We start from the raw sequence: 18639 nt of genomic DNA on the forward strand, positions 1-18639 counted from the left end.
TAGAAGCTTTAATGGAAGAAAATAAGAAAAAACCACTTGGCTTTAATATTATAAAACCTGATCCGACGGATGGACATAAAGGCTTTGGCAAGGGCGCGTTAAGCCTCGATAATGTTTCCCCGGTCATTATAGATGTCGATGCTGGTGACGCGGTTATTGATGTTGGCGCTATGCATGCGCGCAGTGTGGTTGAAAAGGGAATTAAATTCCTTAAGACCAAGGAAGAGGTTCCGAACGCGAAACCGTACTGGCTGGTGTGGGTGACTGTGGACAGAAAGCAGGAGGGTCCTTATTATGCGGGAGTTACGGCCTGCGAAATGACAGTGGACCGCGAAATCCGCCGCGGTTACAAATCACTTCCTGAACACGTAAACAGAATGGATAAATCTTTGAAGCGTTATATCATCGTCGATCATATGGACGATAAATCGAAGAAAATTCTATCCGATTTTCTCCAAAATCACAATCAAGACATGTGGAATAACTCAGCGGAAGAGCTGAAAAAAGGATTAGCTGTAGAATAATCATTTTTTACAATAGCAATTTTTGCCGAAAAGTTGTAAAATATATGCAGTGTGTAAACACTGTAAGACTAGGACAGGAAAAGCTCCGGAGACCAATCCCCGGAGCTTTTCCATTTTATCCAGCTATCACAACTGCGAACATTCATACCTAGAGCTTTTAATTACCCCAATTAAATATCCTCTTATACCATGGGTCCTTTGTTTCCTGTTTCTTTCCTTTTGGTTTATCTTCTTTATGATTTAAATGATCGGTACAGTATTCTGTCGGCTCGGTTCCGGCAACAAAGTAGGTAAACCGGCGGACAGGGCAATCTTTTGAAGCTAGCTTGCCGTTTTCAGGGTCAATGTAAACACCTATGACTCCTTCTTTCGGCGGGCTAAACGCCTTGACTGGCTTACCTTTTAGCGACTCCTCCATAAACTTTACCCAAATCTTCTTAGCATAACTTTTTTCAGCAGTAAGGGTTATCGGCTTTCCAACATCATGACCAGCCCAAACCGCCGTTACCAGCTGAGGTGTATACCCAATCATCCAGCTGTCTGTTTCAGTCGAGCCAGATTTTCCAGCATAAGGACGTGTAATGTCATCAATCAGGGAGTTGCCCGTTACCTTCGCATAGCCGTTCAGCTTTTTATCAAACATCCCTGTCATCATTTGTGTCATGACAAAAGCTTTAGCAGGGTCTAAGACTTTTTCTGCTTCATTATTACTTTCAAAAATAACATCGCCATTATAATCTTCTACTCTTGTAATAAGTGTAGGGGTTACTTTTTTACCGCCGTTGGCAAAAAGACTATAGGCATTTGCCATATCAATGACCCGTACGCCTGAGGTTCCTAGAGCCAACGATGGAACTTTATCCATTTTTGTTGAGATACCAAACTTCTTAACTTGATTAATGAGTGTTTCAGTCCCCATAAAAAGGTGAGTTTTAACAGCGTAAATGTTATCAGAGACGGCAAGGGCTTGAGCAAGTGTAATTTCACCATCAGCATACTTGTTATTAAAGTTATGCGGTGAATATTCTGTTTGGCCATCATCCAGTTTAAAGGTTGTTAGTTCACTTCTCATTGTAGAAGATGGTGTAAAGCCATGACTTAGTGCCGCGTAATATAAGATAGGTTTTATCGTTGAGCCCGGCTGACGAACCGCTTGAACCGCCCGATTAAATGGACTTTGTTCATAATTGCGGCCGCCGACCATGGCTTTTACATATCCGTTTTTCGGGTCCATTGCGATGAGACCGACTTGGATTTCGGAACCACTCGCAATAGTATCCTGAATTTGTTTTTCAGCCTCTTGCTGCTGTTTTAGATCGAGTGTGGTATATACTTTTAAGCCGCCAAGAGCGATGGTCCGTTCATCAAGCTGGAGTTGATTTTTTAAAGCATTTTTTACGGCATCTTGAAAATAAGGCGCTGCCTCTACCCGTTTATGTGGATGTTCACCGACAAATGTAAGCGGCGTGGCCTTTGCCTTTTGGGCGGCTTCCTTTTTTATATAGCCGTTTTCAACCATTGTGTTTAAAATAATCCCTTGGCGCTTTGTAGCATTTTCTAATGATTCCAGTGGCGAATAGTAACTAGGACCTTTTGGAACACCGGCTAACATCGCGCTCTCAGCAAGGGATAACTCAGAAGCATTTTTTCCATAATAAAATTGGCTGGCTGCTTGGACACCATAGGCACCGTTACCATAATAAATCGTGTTCAAATAGCCTTCCAAGATTTCTTCTTTGGAATAGTTCATTTCAATACGGATCGCATAAAAGGCTTCATGCAATTTCCGTGACCATGTTTTGTCGTGCTCAAGGAAGAGATTCCGTGCGTATTGCTGGGTGATGGTGCTGGCACCTTGGACCTTCGCACCTGCTTTTACATCGGCGAGGATCGCGCCTGCAATCCGTTTATAGTCAAAGCCATTATGTTCATAAAAGTTTTTATCTTCAATGGAAATGGTCGCATTGATTAAATCTGGTGAAATTTCTTCGAGGGGTACCCAGTACCGTTTTTGACCGCTGTTGCTCTCACCGATTAACGATCCATCATTGGCAAAGAACAGTGTGGATTGCGGGACAGCCAACGGCGGTGCGCCAAGAATTTTGGCATAACCAAGAATTCCAAGAAAAACAACGAACATGCAGCCAAAGCCTATCAAACTAATGATAATAAAAGCACGCAAGTATTTTAACGTTTTTCGAAACCCATGATTCGTCATAACTTCCACAGCAATACCCTCCTTCACCACTTTGATAAAATGCCCATAGTTACAGTATTGAAATAAGACAGTGTTTTTAAACTACCAAAAAGAAAATATTTCTAGAAAATTTGATAGATTATGCTAGACTTTTCTTTATGTTTGTAATTCAATAGTTTGGGTACGATAAAAATGGAATGAATTCATGGGAATAAAGGCTTGACTAAAAAAGATACGGAAGGATGTTGAACATGGCAATTTGGTTTACAGAAAAGCAAACTGAAAACTTTGGTATCACCATGAAAATCAATAAAATTTTACATACCGAACAAACAGAATTTCAAAAGCTTGATATGGTGGAAACAGAAGAATGGGGCAATATGCTTCTATTAGATGACATGGTCATGACCTCTGTTAAAGACGAGTTCGTATATCATGAAATGGTGGCACATATCCCTTTGTTCACACATCCTAATCCAGAGAACGTTTTAGTTGTCGGCGGCGGTGACGGCGGCGTTATTCGCGAAGTCTTGAAGCACCCAAGCGTTAAGAAAGCAACGCTTGTAGATATTGACGGTAAAGTCATTGAGTACTCTAAAAAGTACTTACCTGAAATTGCTGGAATGCTGGATGACCCTCGTGTAGATGTCCGCGTCGATGACGGGTTCATGCATATTGCTAAAAGTGAAAATGAATATGATGTGATTATGGTGGACTCAACTGAGCCGGTAGGTCCAGCAGTAAACTTATTTACAAAAGGATTCTACGCTGGGATTTCTAAGGCTTTAAAAGAAGATGGTATCTTTGTAGCCCAGTCAGATAACCCTTGGTTCAAGGCTGATTTAATTCGCAGTGTACAGCGCGACGTCCGCGAAATATTTCCGATTACCCGTTTGTATGTTGCAAACATCCCAACATACCCAAGCGGACTATGGGCATTCACCATCGGATCCAAAAAATACGACCCACTCGAAGTAAGCGAAGACCGCTTCCACGAAATCGAAACCAAATACTACACAAAAGAACTACACAAAGCAGCATTCGTACTGCCTAAGTTTGTTGGGGATTTATTGAAGTAATTTGGGTGCCAATTTTTTGGGTGCCTGTCACCGCTCGTGGACACTTTCCACCTGAGGTGGACAGTTAGTGACCGAAGAGCTGTTGAAATCAAGATTACGGTCGTTATAAACGGTTTATAGTGACCGAAACGGTAATGAAAGAGGTTTTACGGTAGCTAAAGAATGCTTATAGTGACTGAGATGGCAATAAAAGAGGATATACGGTCACTATAGGTATCCTAGAGTGACCGATATCCAATCAATTCTAGATTGGTTAATACATAGAAGTGAGGGAAGTTACATGCGTTTTGATGAGAGTTATTCTGGTAATGTGTTTATAAAGAGTCATCCGAGTTTTGAAGAGAGTCAGGTTGTGCTTTACGGGATGCCGATGGACTGGACGGTAAGCTATCGCCCAGGGTCACGATTTGGCCCTGCTCGTATTCGCGAGGTTTCGATTGGTCTGGAGGAGTATAGCGCGTATCTAGATCGTGAGCTGGAAGAAGTAAAGTATTTTGACGCCGGCGATATTCCACTTCCTTTTGGAAATGCGCAAAAGAGCTTGGATTTAATTGAGGATTTCGTAGATCAAGTTCTAGCTGCTGGTAAGTTTCCATTTGGAATGGGCGGCGAGCACTTGGTGTCTTGGCCAGTCATGAAGGCGGTATATAAGAAATACCCTGATTTAGCAATCATTCATATGGATGCCCACACAGATCTAAGAGAGAACTATGAAGGCGAACCATTATCCCACTCCACTCCGATTCGCAAAATTGCGGAACATATCGGACCAAAAAATGTGTATTCTTTTGGAATCCGCTCGGGGATGAAGGAAGAATTCCAATGGGCAAAAGAAAACGGCATGCATATTTCAAAATTCGAAGTTCATCAGCCGTTAAAAGAAATCCTCCCTGAACTTGCTGGACGCCCTGTTTATGTAACGATTGATATCGATGTGCTGGATCCTGCGCATGCACCAGGTACTGGTACGGTTGACGCCGGAGGGATTACATCTCGTGAGCTGCTTGCTTCTATTCATGAAATTGCCCGCTCTGGTGTAAACGTAGTTGGCTGCGACCTTGTTGAAGTAGCTCCTATCTACGATCCTTCTGAGCAAACAGCGAATACCGCCAGCAAATTGATTCGTGAAATGCTTCTTGGCTGGGTGAAATAACGATTTTTAGTGCCTGTCCCAATAGTGGGGCAGGCATCTTTTGAATTGTGTACATACTATAGGTATAATGATAAAAGTGTGTAAAATTTTAAAGGACCTAGATAAGGTTTATTTTTAAAAAGGGTGTGCGTTTCATTGTCAATCCCTGAGTTACCTGTGAAAATTAACGTAAAAACAACAATTGACCACGATGAGACTTTTGAATTGATGGTATTTGGTACATACTTTGAAAAAGGAAATGCAGCGTATCTTCGATATGAGGAAACCGTGGAAGAGGGAAGTGTCCGGACTATTGTGAAGATGGGACATCATGAGGCCCTTATTTTACGCGGAGGTGCGATTAAGATGCGTCTGCCGTTTGAGTTGAATCGTAAGTTAAATGGCAGTTATGAAATGCCGTTTGGCCAATTTGCAACCGTGACAAAAGCAAAAAGAATAGATTTTTCCTATGAAAATGGTAAAGGCCGATTCGGTGTGGTTTATGATTTTTCAATGGAGGGTGCAAAGACAAGTACCTATCAGTTAGAAATAGCGTTTCAGGAGGAGAAGAAATGAATATAGTTGAACAGGTTCAAAGTCGTTTAAAAGAGGAAATACGGGCAGCGGTTGTGAAGGCCAATCTTGCCACAGAAGAACAAATTCCAGATGTTATCCTGGAGGTTCCAAAAGAGAAGGCACACGGCGATTATTCCACCAACATGGCGATGCAGCTTGCGCGTGTGGCGAAGAAAGCGCCGAGAATGATAGCCGAAGCACTCATTGAAAATTTCGATCGCTCCAAAGCTTACATTGAAAAAATTGAATTGGCGGGACCAGGGTTCATCAATTTTTATATGAATAATGCTTACTTAACTGATTTGATTCCAACGGTTCTTGAGGCAGGGGAAAAGTACGGAGAAACAACGGTTGGCGGCAAGCAGAAGGTTCAGGTAGAGTTTGTTTCCGCAAATCCAACGGGTGACCTTCACCTTGGTCATGCTCGTGGTGCGGCAGTCGGCGACACCCTTTGCAATATTCTAGCAAAGGCTGGCTATGATGTTTCCCGTGAATACTATATTAATGACGCGGGGAATCAGATTAATAACCTGGCATTATCTGTTGAGGCACGCTATTTCCAAGCGCTTGGTCAAGACAAGCCTATGCCAGAGGATGGCTATCATGGTGCGGACATTATTGGAATTGGGAAGTCGCTGGCAGAAGAATTTGGCGATAAATATGTAAATGTGGATGAGCAGGAGCGTTTTGAATTTTTCCGTGAATACGGCTTGAAATACGAAATGGCAAAATTGCAAAAGGACCTTGAGGATTTCCGGGTTAAGTTTGATGTTTGGTATTCTGAAACGTCTCTTTATAAAAATGGGAAAATTGACGAGGCATTAAATGTGCTTCGTGAGAGCGGCTATATTTATGAGGAAGAGGGCGCAACTTGGCTTCGTTCAACCGATTTTGGTGACGATAAGGACCGCGTGCTGATTAAGCAGGATGGCTCGTATACGTATTTGACGCCGGATATCGCTTACCATAAGGACAAGCTTGACCGCGGCTTTGAAAAGCTGATTAATATTTGGGGTGCGGATCACCATGGTTATATTCCACGGATGAAAGCGGCGATTCAGTCACTTGGCTATGCTGCAGACGCCCTCGAGGTTGAAATCATTCAGCTTGTTCACCTTTATAAAAACGGTGAGAAGATGAAGATGAGTAAGCGTACAGGTAAGGCTGTCACGATGCGTGATTTGGTCGATGAGGTCGGCCTCGATGCCACTCGTTACTTCTTTGCGATGAGAAGTTCGGATACACATATGGACTTTGATTTGGATTTAGCTGTCTCAGAATCAAATGAAAATCCTGTGTATTATGCTCAATATGCACACGCAAGAATCTGCAGCATCCTGCGCTCAGGTGAAGAGCAGGGGATTAAAATCGATAAAGATGCGGATTTCTCATTAATTGGTGCAGAAAAAGAAATCGAGTTATTGAAAAAGCTTGGAGAGTTCCCGCAGGCAGTTAGCGAGGCAGCAGTAAAGCGCGTACCTCACCGTGTGACGAACTATATCATGGAACTGGCTTCAACCTTCCACAGCTTTTACAATGCAGAAAAAGTACTCGACAGCGAGCAGCCAGAACGCACGAAGGCACGCCTCGCGTTAATCAAAACCGTTCAAATCACACTGCGAAATGCCCTTGCATTAATCGGTGTATCAGCTCCAGAAAAAATGTAAAATGTTCATGGCTCCCATTGAGGGAGCCATTTTTACTATTTCCATTGGGTCCGTAGTGTCCATATGGGGTGGAAAGTGTCCACGAGCGGTGCCTGTCACCAAATATTCATCGCTGAATATTTATCCGTTTTTTGGTAGATATTATGAAGGTACTTTTTAGATGAGGAGTGGCCCTGATGAATGTGGGAAGAGCGAAGGAAATTGCTGATTCGATGGATATGATTAATGTGACGTATGAGGGAACGCCGGTGATTATTCAGCATGTGGATGATAACACGAAGATGGCGCGGGTGTATGCGAAGTCTGATCCGGAAAATGAACTGGAAGTTCCAGTCTTGAATCTTATTGAAGAGTAAAAGAGTCTCCTCGAAAGGGAGACTCTTTTTCAAAAAGCTTTGTTAAAGTCTGATGTTGACTTTTTGTGTTTGAAAAATAAACGGAGGATTTCCGGCTAAATTGGGATATGCCCATATTTTATTAAAAATAAGTGGAGTTTTTCCGGTTAGATGATCAAAATCTATGGATTTTGTCTTATTTAGAGCAGTTAACCGGAATCCCTCCGCTTATATCTGCTTCTTAAGCGTCCCCTATATACATTAACCGGAAATTCTCCGTCTATGAATTCTCCTACCTATCTGCCTACACGAAAATCAACAAAGAATTCATAACAGAGCCTCTCATAAATAAAGTATATGTCTTGAACTTAGATTACTGTCTAGCTGCAGCGCCCTAACTGCTGATCAGGGCACTTCAGCTTATCTTTTTAGACGCCTTGTGAATGCTTATGGTTTGGTAATTTGCTTTCCGGGTCGTTGTTGCCATGCTTTTGATTTTTCTTTTGCTTTTTTTCATTTTCCGCTAATTTTTGTACGAATTGGCTGGTGCTTTCCATCGACAATCCCTCCTTGTGTGAATCTGTTGTTACTTTAACCAATCCCGCTTAAAAAAATGCTGGGAGTTATTTCACCTCAATCGCTGCCCCGCTAATGCGTTTAAAGCCGCGTACTTTACTAATATCTTCGACTAATTTCAAAGTAGCCTGATCCTTTGCCTTCGCCTCAATCATGAAGTCGACATCCTGCCCAATTTCCTTCAGCATTTTTACTAACGGCATGATAAATTCGAGGTCCACAAAATCTGCATGAGACCTGAATTCTTTTTCAGCTTTAGGAGAGGAAATATGGATTTTAGGAATAAGATCAACATGATCCCATGTCTTAAAAATCCTCGGCAGCAGCTCCTCGAGCGGAGGTTCGCAAAGATTAGCCATGTGGTGATGATAATCGAATACAAAGGGAATCGTCTCTTTTTCACAGGCAAGCAAGGTCTCCTCTGTATTGTAGGTTTTGTCGTCATTTTCTAAGGTCATCGCACGTTTGATATGTGACGGAAGCTTTTTTAGATTCTCATGAAAACGGACAATCGTTTCCACCTTATCTCCATAGGCGCCCCCAATATGAATATTCATCATGCCTCTATCTTCGACACCCATGGCCTCAAACATTCGATAATGATATTCCATATCGATAACGGCATTATCGGTTATTTTTTGCTGCGGAGAGGTAAATAACGTGTATTGATTAGGATGAAAGCTAACTCTTAAGTTATTCTTTTTGATTAGCTGGCCAATTTCCTTCCACTGCTTCTTAAAGGGGGTAACAAAATCCCAAAACACATCTGGATGGGTCGCTAACGGTACAATTGAACTGGAAAGCCGGTACAATTCAATTTCATGGGCGAGATTGAAATAGAGCATTCGAAGCGTATGGGCTAAATTGAGCCTGGTGAGCTCAAGTAACTTATCTTTACGCTCTTTTTCAGATAGCTGCTGGTAGCGTGTAAAGGTAAGTGTCTTCGATGGAGAAGCATCCCACAAGGTAATAGCAGTTGAAACATAGCCGAAACGAATCTTCATCGTACTAACTCCTTATTATAAAAAGAATGAAAAGGCCCCAGCGATGCCTTCCTTTATCGACCTTAAAAAGTTTGGCTTATTGAGGTCCTCTAGTTTCAATGGTTTTGAATCAAGAATATCTTTATGGAGGACACCCCTAAACCGTTCTACAAAGGCAGGGTCAAAAAAATAACAATTAATTTCTTTGTTTAAAAATAAACTTCTTTTATCAAAATTTGCCGAACCGATATCACATAAATGATCATCGATGATAATAGATTTTGCATGGTAAAAACCATTCTTATACTGAAAAACCTGTGCTCCCGCTAATAACATCTTGCGTAAATATCGGTATGAAGCCTCTTGTACAAGCATATGATCAGTAATATATGGCACAACAATGGTAATTTTAATTCCGCGCTTGGCAGCCCGAAGCAGTTCATCCATGAGTTTTTTGCTTGGTATAAAATACGGAGTACCAATCGTAATCGACTTTTTTGCGTTTTCAATGAAGTGGAAATACTTTTCTTCAAGGAAGCCTGCCTCTGTGGGAACAAATTGATGTGGTACTGTCCCTTTGGGCTGCCGAGGAGCATAACGAGAATCGACAATCACATGATCAGAAGCGTATTCATTCCAATCAATAAAAAACTCACGCTGCAGAAATGGCACACTTTCACCAGTAATCTTTAAATGGTAATCGCGCCAGGGACTTAGCTTCGGATCTTGATCAATATATTCTTTACCAATATTGTACCCGCCAAGATAGCCAATTTTTCCATCAATAATCGATATCTTTCGATGGTTTCGCACCTGAGAGGAATAAAAAAGGAAGGGAAGCCGTATTCGATTGCTAAAGGCAAATTGTACACCGGCATTACGTAATTCTCTTATTGCAGGCTTTTTCACCTTATGACTGCCAATCTGATCGACCAATAATCTAACTTCAATTCCCTCTCTAGCTTTTGCTTTTAAAATATCGAAAAACTGCTGGCTAAATTGGTCATCCCTCACAATATAAAAAAGGATATGAATATGGTTCTGGGCATTTCTTAATTCTTGAAAATAATCGGCAAACAGCTCTTTTCCATGTGGAAAAATATCAAAGTTTCCATACAGAATCGGGGTTTCTCTTTTTTGAAAAGACGAGCGATGCTTTTTTCTGCCTAATGTAAGATCAAGATAAAACCAAACAATGATAAGAAGTATAAGAGCGATGACTATGGATGGTAAATGCATGCAGTATCGTTCCTCCAATCATTTCTGTTAGGTTTGCCAAACAGAGGCTATAGTATGAATTTGAATAAAAGTCAAATAAATTTTCAGAAAACCATTTGACTGAATGCTCATTCATTATATAATGGTGGTAATAGTAGTCAGAAAATTTTATTGTTTTAAAATTTTCTACTAAAGATAAACAATTAGGGATGGGAACAAAACAAAGGGGGCGTATTGAATGAATGGGCTTTTATGGGTGAATCTCATTGCATTTCTTGCTGTAACCGCTTACGCAGTCAGTCTGTTCGTTTACGTAGTAAAAACGAGGATTGAATTCATTAAGCTGGGGAAAAAAGTCGAGTTTGACAATAAAGTCAAAGAACGAATGCAAAAAATCTGGGTCAATGTGTTTGGGCAGAAGAAGTTATTAAAGGACAAAAAGAGTGGGATCATGCATGTGATGTTCTTTTATGGATTTATTCTCGTCCAATTTGGTGCCATTGATTTCATTTGGAAGGGATTAGTACCGGGCTCTCATTTACCGCTGGGGCCGTTGTATGCAGGGTTTACCTTTTTCCAAGAAATCGTTACATTGATGATTCTTGTTGCGGTTATTTGGGCTTTTTACCGCCGTTATGTGGAAAAACTTGTCCGCTTGAAGCGCAACTTTAAATCGGGTCTTGTATTGATTTTTATCGGCGGATTAATGCTTTCCGTTCTTGTCGGAAACGGAATGGGCATTATCTGGCACGGTCACGAAGCCACTTGGACAGAGCCAATTGCATCGTTAATTGCGCTTATTTTTTCAGGGATTGGTGAAACCGCTTCAATTGTCATTTTTTATGTGGCATGGTGGATTCATTTATTATTCTTACTGACCTTCTTAGTGTATGTTCCACAATCAAAACACGCACACTTAATTGCCGGACCGGCAAATGTATATTTTAACCGTTTAGAAAAAGCAGGTAAGTTGAAGAAGGTCGATTTTGAGGACGAGTCACAGGAATCCTTCGGTGTTGGAAAAATTGAGGATTTTACGCAGCACCAAATGATCGATTTTTATGCTTGTGTAGAATGTGGTCGCTGTACGAATATGTGTCCTGCAACAGGAACAGGAAAAATGCTGTCGCCAATGGATTTAATTGTTAAAATGCGTGACCATCTAACCAATCATGGTGCGGCCGTTACTTCAAAACAGCCGTGGGTTCCGACCTTCGCGTTTGGCAGCACCAAAGGGAATCAAATCGCACTAGCTGCAAGTGGTCAAGGTGCCCAAGAAACAGCAGCAACACTTGCTTATAATCCAAGCTTGATTGGCGATGTCATTACCGAAGAGGAAATCTGGGCATGTACGACTTGCCGTAATTGTGAGGATCAATGTCCAGTAATGAACGAGCATGTGGATAAAATTATTGACCTTCGCCGTTATCTTGTTTTAACAGAAGGAAAGTTAGACGCAGACGCACAGCGTGCAATGACAAATATCGAGCGTCAGGGAAATCCTTGGGGCTTAAATCGTAAAGAGAGAGAATCTTGGCGTGAAGTTCGTGAAGATGTTGAAATTCCTACGGTAAAAGAAATGAACAAAAAGGGTGAGGAGTTCGAATACTTATTCTGGGTTGGTTCGATGGGATCCTACGATAACCGCAGCCAAAAAATCGCTCTTTCATTTGCAAAGCTTTTAAATGAAGCAGGTGTTAAGTTTGCAATCCTAGGTAACAAAGAGAAAAACTCTGGTGATACACCGCGCCGTCTTGGTAATGAGTTCTTGTTCCAAGAGCTTGCTAGCAAAAATATTGAAGAATTTGAAAAGGCCGAAGTGAAGAAAATCGTTACAATTGACCCGCATGCCTACAATATTTTCAAGAATGAATATCCTGACTTTGGTTTAGAGGCTGAGGTTTACCATCATACAGAGGTTCTATATGAACTCGTTCGTGATGGCAAGTTAGTACCAAAGCATGCGGTTAATGAAAAGATTACCTTCCATGACTCCTGTTACTTAGGTCGTTACAACGACGTGTACGATCCGCCAAGGGAGATTTTAAAATCAATCCCAGGTGTGCAGCTTGTGGAAATGGAAAGAAACAGAGAAACCGGAATGTGCTGTGGCGCAGGCGGCGGCTTGATGTGGATGGAGGAAGAAACCGGACACCGTATTAACGTTTCAAGAACGGAGCAGGCACTAGCTGTGAATCCATCTGTTATCAGTTCTGGATGTCCGTACTGTTTAACCATGCTGTCAGACGGAACAAAGGCAAAAGAAGTAGAAGAAAAGATTTCAACCTATGATGTTGCAGAACTCCTTGAAAAAGCAGTCTGTGGGGAAGTAGCTTAGAAAAGCGGAGGCGCCTTCGGAACAAGCACAGCTTGTTCCTGCGAGGATTATCCTAGGAGCTTTCCTTAGTGTTCAGCCCCGACAAGCTACTTGCGGGCCAGAGGGTGAAGTCGTGCACTTTAACTTCACCCGTTGGACCGAAGTGACCTCGAGCTGTAACAATCATCGCTTTAACAAGCAATGATTGTTACAAGATAATCTAAGGAGCATGGTCGGGAAGAAAACTGGCTAGGTGCCGGAGCTAGACAGAATAAGTCGGTTGAGGCAAAAGTTGAATGTTGCTTGAATTCATAAAATCTTAAGAATTTTGTGTAAAACATTTCAACTTTTGCCTTTTTTTATGTAAAATAGAAAGTGAGTAGGAAAACGTTTTCATTTGGGGATTTTTTTTAAGCATAAATCGAGCGAGCGTTCAGTCAATTAAAGGATTAAAGAATAGGGAGAGTGCTTTGGATGGGGAAAACAGTTATTTTGAGCGGGGTTAGAACACCATTTGGAAAATTTGGCGGAGCACTTAGCAGTCTGACAGCTTCGCAGCTGGGCGGTATTGCGGTGAAAGAAGCAATCGCACGCGCTGGAGTGAATCCTGATGATGTACAGGAGGTTATTTTAGGAACGGTTTTACAAGGCGGTCAAGGACAAATTCCTTCACGTCAGGCAGCAAGAGAGGCAGGACTTTCCTGGGAAGTCAAAACAGAAACCATTAATAAAGTTTGCGCTTCTGGAATGCGCAGTGTCACGTTAGCGGATCAGATTATCCGTGCAGGTGATGAAGATTTACTTGTAGCAGGCGGCATGGAATCAATGAGTAACGCTCCATATATTTTACCAAAGGCACGCTGGGGATTAAAAATGGGCGATTCATCTGTAAAGGATTTAATGATTCATGACGGATTAAGCTGCAGCTTCACAGGCGTTCATATGGGGACGTATGGAAATTCAACAGCAAAAGAAATGGAAATCAGCCGAGAAGCTCAGGATCAATGGGCATTAAGAAGTCACCAAAGGGCGATTGCAGCGATTGAAGGCGGTATATTTGCAGAAGAAATCGTGCCTGTCACCGTCCCACAGCGTAAAGGTGCTCCGGTTGTCGTAGAGCATGATGAATCACCACGAAAAGACACCTCTATCGAAAGACTTGCAAAATTAGCACCCGTCTTTAACTCAGACGGTACCATCACAGCAGGAAATGCCCCTGGAATCAATGACGGCGCGGCGGCCCTTATTTTAATGAGTGAAGAAAGAGCATTACGCGAGGGTTACAAGCCGGAAGCCGTAATCTTAGGTCATTCAGCAATAGCGGTAGAAGCAAAGGATTTTCCACAAACGCCAGGCCTTGTCATCAACAGCTTATTGAAAAAAACCGGAAAGACCGTAGAAGAAATCGACTTATTTGAAATCAATGAAGCCTTTGCAGCAGTTGCATTAGCAAGTGGAAAAATTGCCAATCTTGATCCAGAGAAGGTCAATGTCAATGGCGGTGCGGTCGCATTGGGCCATCCAATCGGTGCTAGCGGTGCCCGGATTATTATCACGTTAATGCACGAACTGAAACGCCGTGGCGGTGGAATTGGGATCGCAGCTATTTGCAGCGGCGGCGGTCAGGGTGACGCGGTGATGATTGAGGTTCCTAGAGTTTAGTGACTTTCAGATCGTGTCTAATTGTATAAAACAATATAAAACTTGTTCAAAACATCGAAATAAACGTACAAAACTTAAATAGTCTAAAACCCAAATAGGAATTTTTTTAAAAAAGGGCAATTGGAGGGGAAATAATGAAGGTTGAAAAGGTAATGGTAATCGGAGCCGGTCAAATGGGTTCTGGGATTGCACAGGTTTGTGCACAGGCGGGCTATACGGTGTACCTTAACGATTTAAAGCAAGAATTTGTGGAGCGCGGTTTAGGAGTCATCAACAAAAATTTATCCCGTAATGTGGATAAAGGCAGAATGACAGAAGAACAAAAACAAGAAGTCCTAAAGCAAATTAAGGCTTCCACTGATCTGAATGATGCCCGTGCGGTCGACCTTGTGATTGAAGCAGCGGTTGAAAATATGGAAATCAAAACAAAGGTATTCGCGCAGTTAGATGAAATTGCGCCTGCACATGCGATTTTGGCGAGCAATACGTCTTCTCTGCCAATTACGGAGATTGCGGCGGCAACGAAACGTCCGGAACAAGTAATCGGAATGCATTTTATGAATCCGGTGCCAGTTATGAAGCTAGTCGAGATTATTCGCGGCTTAGCAACAGCGGATGAAGTCTACCAAGTGATTGAAGATATGACCAAAACATTGGGTAAGGTTCCTGTTGAAGTGAATGACTTCCCAGGATTCGTTTCAAACCGAATTCTAATGCCGATGATTAATGAAGCGATTTATACGCTGTATGAGGGTGTAGCTACAAAGGAAGCGATTGATGAAGTCATGAAGCTTGGGATGAATCACCCAATGGGACCGTTAACGTTAGCTGATTTTATTGGTCTTGATACATGCCTGTATATTATGGAAACCCTCCATGAAGGCTTTGGCGATACAAAATACCGTCCATGTCCGCTGCTGCGAAAGTATGTTAAAGCTGGCTGGCTTGGCAAGAAATCAGGTCGAGGCTTCTACACATACGAATAATTAGGAGTGTTACTATGAATCTAAGATTTACAGAAGAGCAGGAAATGATGCGCAAAATGGTCCGAGACTTTGCTGAAAATGAAATTGCCCCGTTTGTTGAGCGGATGGAAAAGGGCGAATTTCCGCGTGAAATTCTTCGTAAAATGGGCGAACTTGGTTTAATGGGAATTCCGGTTCCTGAAAAATACGGCGGTGCAGAGATGGATTTTGTCTCCTATATCATCGCAATAAATGAAATTTCAAGAGTAAGCGCAACGGTGGGCGTTATCCTTTCTGTTCATACATCGGTCGGAACCAATCCCATTCTTTATTTTGGCTCGGATGAACAAAAGCAGCGGTTTTTGCCTAAATTGGCTTCAGGTGAGTATTTAGCAGCATTCTGCTTGACGGAGGCGGGATCAGGGTCGGACGCAAAAAGCATGAAATCTCGCGCGGTTAAGAAAGATGACCATTATGTCATCAACGGCTCGAAGATGTTTATCACCAATGGCGGTGAAGCCGATGTTTACATCGTCTTTGCTTCAACCAATCCTGAATTAGGAAGCAAAGGAATCTCGGCATTTATCGTAGAAAAAAATTCTCCTGGCCTTGTAATTGGCAAGGATGAACATAAAATGGGGCTCCATGGCTCAAGAACGGTACAGCTATCCTTTGAAGATATGCGCGTGCCAGTCGAGAATCTCTTGGGTCAAGAAGGGGAAGGCTTTAAAATTGCTATGGCAAACCTAGATGTTGGGCGAATCGGGATTGCTGCTCAAGCATTAGGGATTGCAGAAGCGGCATTAGCTGCGGCAGTGGATTATGCAAAAGAACGGAAGCAGTTTGGAAAGCCCATTGCAGCACAACAAGGTATTGGTTTTAAATTGGCTGATATGGCTACGAATGTGGAAGCTGCAAGACTATTACTCTATCGTGCCGCTGATTTGCGGGCACAGGGTCTAAAATGTGGGATGGAAGCTTCTATAGCAAAACTATTTGCTTCGAAAACCGCAGTAGAGACGGCGACAGAAGCGATTCAGGTATTTGGCGGTTATGGCTATACAGAGGACTATCCAGTCGAGCGCTACTTCCGTGACGCCAAAGTGACCGAGATTTATGAGGGAACGAGCGAGATTCAGCGGATTGTGATTAGTAAATATCTTTAAATTGTAGATAAGTTATGGATTTGGGTAGTGTGTAGATATTTTTGGGATTTGTGTGGATATTGGGACTGGAAAGTGTGGAGTTCTAGGCTAATTGTATGAACTGTATGGTTTTTTGTATAAACTGTACGGTTTTTTGTAAGAACTGTTTGGTTTTTTGTATAAACTGTACGGTTTTTTGTAAGAACTGTTTGGTTTTTTGTATAAACTGTACGGTTTTTTGTAAGAACGGTCTGGTTTTGTATAAACTGTACGGTTTTTCGTAAGAACTGTATGGTTTTTTGTATAAACTGTACGGTTTTTCGTAAGAACGATCTGGTTTTGTATAAACTGTACAGTTTTTTGTAAGAACGGTCTAGTTTTCTGTAAAAACTGTACGTATTAAAGAGAAGTTACCTTGGGGAGGACGTATAAAATGAACTTTCGCTTATCTGAAGAACATGAAATGATTCGGAAAATGGTTCGTGATTTTGCTAGAAATGAAGTGGCACCAACAGCGGCTGAGCGTGATGAGGAAGAGCGTTTTGACCGTGAGATTTTTGACAAGATGGCGGAGCTTGGCTTAACAGGAATTCCATGGCCGGAAGAATACGGTGGCATTGGCAGCGATTACCTTGCTTATTGTATAGCGATTGAAGAGCTCTCAAGAGTTTGTGCATCAACAGGTGTAACACTATCGGCACATACCTCATTAGCTGGCTGGCCGATTTACAAATTCGGATCGGAAGAACAAAAACAGCAATATCTTCGTCCGATGGCGGAAGGCTCCAAAATTGGGGGGTACGGGTTAACAGAACCAGGAAGCGGTTCAGATGCCGGCGGGATGAGAACAAATGCAAGACGTGAAGGCGACCATTACATTCTTAATGGTTCAAAAATTTTCATCACGAATGGCGGAGTAGCTGATATTTACGTGGTTTTCGCCGTAACAGATCCATCCAGCAAACACAAAGGAACCACCGCATTCATAGTCGAAAGCGACTTCCCAGGCTTCTCTGTGGGGAAAAAAGAAAAGAAACTAGGCATTCGTTCGTCACCAACAACCGAAATTATTTTTGAAGATTGCAAGGTGCCCGTCGCCAACAGATTGGGTGAAGAAGGCGAAGGATTCAAAATTGCGATGATGACACTTGATGGCGGCCGTAACGGCATCGCGGCACAGGCAGTTGGAATTGCACAGGGGGCGCTTGACGCTGCGGTCGACTATTCAAAGGAACGTCAGCAGTTTGGAAAGCCAATTGCAGCTAACCAAGGAATTGCCTTCAAACTTGCAGATATGGCGACAAATATTGAAGCAGCAAGACTATTAACCTATCAAGCTGCATGGCTGGAGTCGCAGGGTCTTCCATACGGTAAAGAATCAGCAATGTCGAAGTTATTCGCTGGTGACACAGCGATGAAGGTGACGACAGAAGCAGTACAAGTATTTGGCGGTTACGGTTATACAAAGGATTATCCAGTAGAGAGATTCATGCGCGATGCAAAAATCACGCAAATCTATGAGGGAACACAGGAAATCCAACGCCTCGTTATTTCTAGAATGATAACTAAGTAACCATTTATTGAATAAAGGCGGTAAAAAGGGATGAAAAAGCGAGAAGTGCAGGCGTCTGTGAAAGATGAACGCCTTGTGAAAAAAAGACGGGATGAAATGATCAAAGGGGCCGTATCACTTTTTAAAGAAAAAGGGTTCCACCGGACGACGACAAGGGAAATAGCAAAGGCGGCGGGATTTAGCATTGGGACCCTATATGAATATATTCGTACAAAGGAAGATGTTCTTTACCTCGTTTGTGATAGTATTTATGACCACGTAAGCGAGCGGCTTCAGGAGGACCTTGAGCATAAGCAGGGAACACTGGAGAGCCTGAAGCATGGGATTGGCAATTACTTTCGGGTTATTGATGAAATGCAGGAGGAAATCTTGGTCATGTATCAAGAGACCAAGTCGCTTAACAAGGAGGCTCTTCCATACGTGTTGAAAAAGGAAATTGAAATGGCAGATATGTTCGAAAAACTGATCACGTTATGCGTGGAAAATGGGGAATTGAACCTAACTGAAAAGCAAATCAAAATCCTTTCGCACACGATTATTGTCGAGGGACAAATGTGGAGCTTCCGCCGCTGGACGCTGCAAAAATTATTTACGTTAGAAGAATACATTGAAATGCAAACGGAGTATTTATTTTCGGGAATTAACGGGGTTAGTCAGGACGATAACGAAGTGAATTTTTCCAAATAAGGG

At 42.3% G+C, this 18639-nt stretch carries 16 protein-coding genes; 12 read left to right on the forward strand and 4 right to left on the reverse strand.

Features of this window, described 5'->3' with window-relative positions; translation table 11 throughout:
* The first annotated feature begins 11 nt into the window (after positions 1–11).
* Positions 12–524 carry a YwhD family protein gene (locus ACN6MT_RS04975; protein WP_419954965.1) on the forward strand — a complete coding sequence of 171 codons (513 nt, stop codon included), beginning with the start codon at positions 12–14 and terminating at the stop codon, positions 522–524.
* Between the two features lie 157 nt (positions 525–681).
* Here ACN6MT_RS04975 and ACN6MT_RS04980 read toward each other — a convergent pair whose 3' ends face one another.
* Positions 682–2751, reverse strand: a complete 2070-nt coding sequence (locus ACN6MT_RS04980) for a transglycosylase domain-containing protein (protein ID WP_419954966.1) — start codon at positions 2749–2751, stop codon at positions 682–684.
* Positions 2752–2972: 221 nt separating this feature from the next.
* Here ACN6MT_RS04980 and speE point away from each other — a divergent pair, with 221 nt between their 5' ends.
* The 5 genes from speE (at position 2973) to ACN6MT_RS05005 (ending at position 7531) form a co-directional block, all read left to right on the forward strand.
* A complete protein-coding gene (speE, locus tag ACN6MT_RS04985; RefSeq protein WP_063254556.1) occupies positions 2973–3800 on the forward strand; it encodes a spermidine synthase in 828 nt (275 codons plus the stop codon).
* 280 nt (positions 3801–4080) lie between these two features.
* Positions 4081–4953: an agmatinase gene (gene speB / locus ACN6MT_RS04990; RefSeq protein ID WP_063254557.1), complete on the forward strand. Its 873-nt coding sequence runs from the start codon at positions 4081–4083 to the stop codon at positions 4951–4953.
* A 135-nt stretch (positions 4954–5088) separates the two neighbouring features.
* A complete protein-coding gene (locus ACN6MT_RS04995; protein WP_419954967.1) occupies positions 5089–5508 on the forward strand; it encodes a DUF1934 domain-containing protein in 420 nt (139 codons plus the stop codon).
* Positions 5505–7175, forward strand: a complete 1671-nt coding sequence (gene argS, locus ACN6MT_RS05000) for an arginine--tRNA ligase (protein WP_419954968.1) — start codon at positions 5505–5507, stop codon at positions 7173–7175. Before ACN6MT_RS04995 ends, argS begins: the two co-directional genes overlap by 4 nt.
* Positions 7176–7351: 176 nt before the next feature.
* Positions 7352–7531 (forward strand): H-type small acid-soluble spore protein, encoded by a 180-nt coding sequence (locus ACN6MT_RS05005; protein ID WP_063254560.1) that lies wholly within the window; start codon positions 7352–7354, stop codon positions 7529–7531.
* A 407-nt stretch (positions 7532–7938) separates the two neighbouring features.
* Here the strand turns inward: ACN6MT_RS05005 and ACN6MT_RS05010 are convergent, their stop codons facing one another.
* The 3 genes from ACN6MT_RS05010 to cls form a co-directional block, all read right to left on the reverse strand.
* The gene (locus ACN6MT_RS05010) at positions 7939–8067 is read right to left on the reverse strand and encodes a DUF4023 family protein (RefSeq protein WP_082799618.1); all 129 of its coding nucleotides are present in this window, start codon (positions 8065–8067) and stop codon (positions 7939–7941) included.
* A gap of 66 nt (positions 8068–8133) precedes the next feature.
* Entirely contained in the window at positions 8134–9090 is a 957-nt protein-coding gene (uvsE, locus tag ACN6MT_RS05015; RefSeq protein WP_419954969.1) for a UV DNA damage repair endonuclease UvsE, read from the reverse strand.
* A 15-nt stretch (positions 9091–9105) separates the two neighbouring features.
* The gene (gene cls, locus ACN6MT_RS05020) at positions 9106–10308 is read right to left on the reverse strand and encodes a cardiolipin synthase (RefSeq protein ID WP_419954970.1); all 1203 of its coding nucleotides are present in this window, start codon (positions 10306–10308) and stop codon (positions 9106–9108) included.
* 217 nt (positions 10309–10525) lie between these two features.
* On the opposite strand from cls, the gene ACN6MT_RS05025 reads away from it, so the two are divergent.
* From ACN6MT_RS05025 to ACN6MT_RS05050, 6 genes are all read left to right on the forward strand, one after another.
* Entirely contained in the window at positions 10526–12625 is a 2100-nt protein-coding gene (locus ACN6MT_RS05025; RefSeq protein WP_419954971.1) for a heterodisulfide reductase-related iron-sulfur binding cluster, read from the forward strand.
* 453 nt (positions 12626–13078) lie between these two features.
* Positions 13079–14266 carry an acetyl-CoA C-acetyltransferase gene (locus ACN6MT_RS05030; RefSeq protein WP_419954972.1) on the forward strand — a complete coding sequence of 396 codons (1188 nt, stop codon included), beginning with the start codon at positions 13079–13081 and terminating at the stop codon, positions 14264–14266.
* Between the two features lie 134 nt (positions 14267–14400).
* Complete coding sequence (locus ACN6MT_RS05035; RefSeq protein ID WP_419954973.1) at positions 14401–15252, forward strand: 3-hydroxybutyryl-CoA dehydrogenase; 852 nt, start codon at positions 14401–14403, stop codon at positions 15250–15252.
* A 14-nt stretch (positions 15253–15266) separates the two neighbouring features.
* On the forward strand, positions 15267–16397 hold the full coding sequence (locus ACN6MT_RS05040) for an acyl-CoA dehydrogenase (RefSeq protein WP_419954974.1): 1131 nt from the start codon (positions 15267–15269) through the stop codon (positions 16395–16397).
* A gap of 412 nt (positions 16398–16809) precedes the next feature.
* Complete coding sequence (locus ACN6MT_RS05045; protein ID WP_419954975.1) at positions 16810–17949, forward strand: acyl-CoA dehydrogenase; 1140 nt, start codon at positions 16810–16812, stop codon at positions 17947–17949.
* Positions 17950–17979: 30 nt separating this feature from the next.
* Positions 17980–18636: a TetR/AcrR family transcriptional regulator gene (locus tag ACN6MT_RS05050; protein ID WP_419954976.1), complete on the forward strand. Its 657-nt coding sequence runs from the start codon at positions 17980–17982 to the stop codon at positions 18634–18636.
* The last annotated feature ends 3 nt before the right edge of the window (positions 18637–18639 follow it).

This window comes from Neobacillus niacini (assembly GCF_048572935.1).
Lineage (GTDB): Bacteria > Bacillota > Bacilli > Bacillales > Cytobacillaceae > Neobacillus > Neobacillus niacini.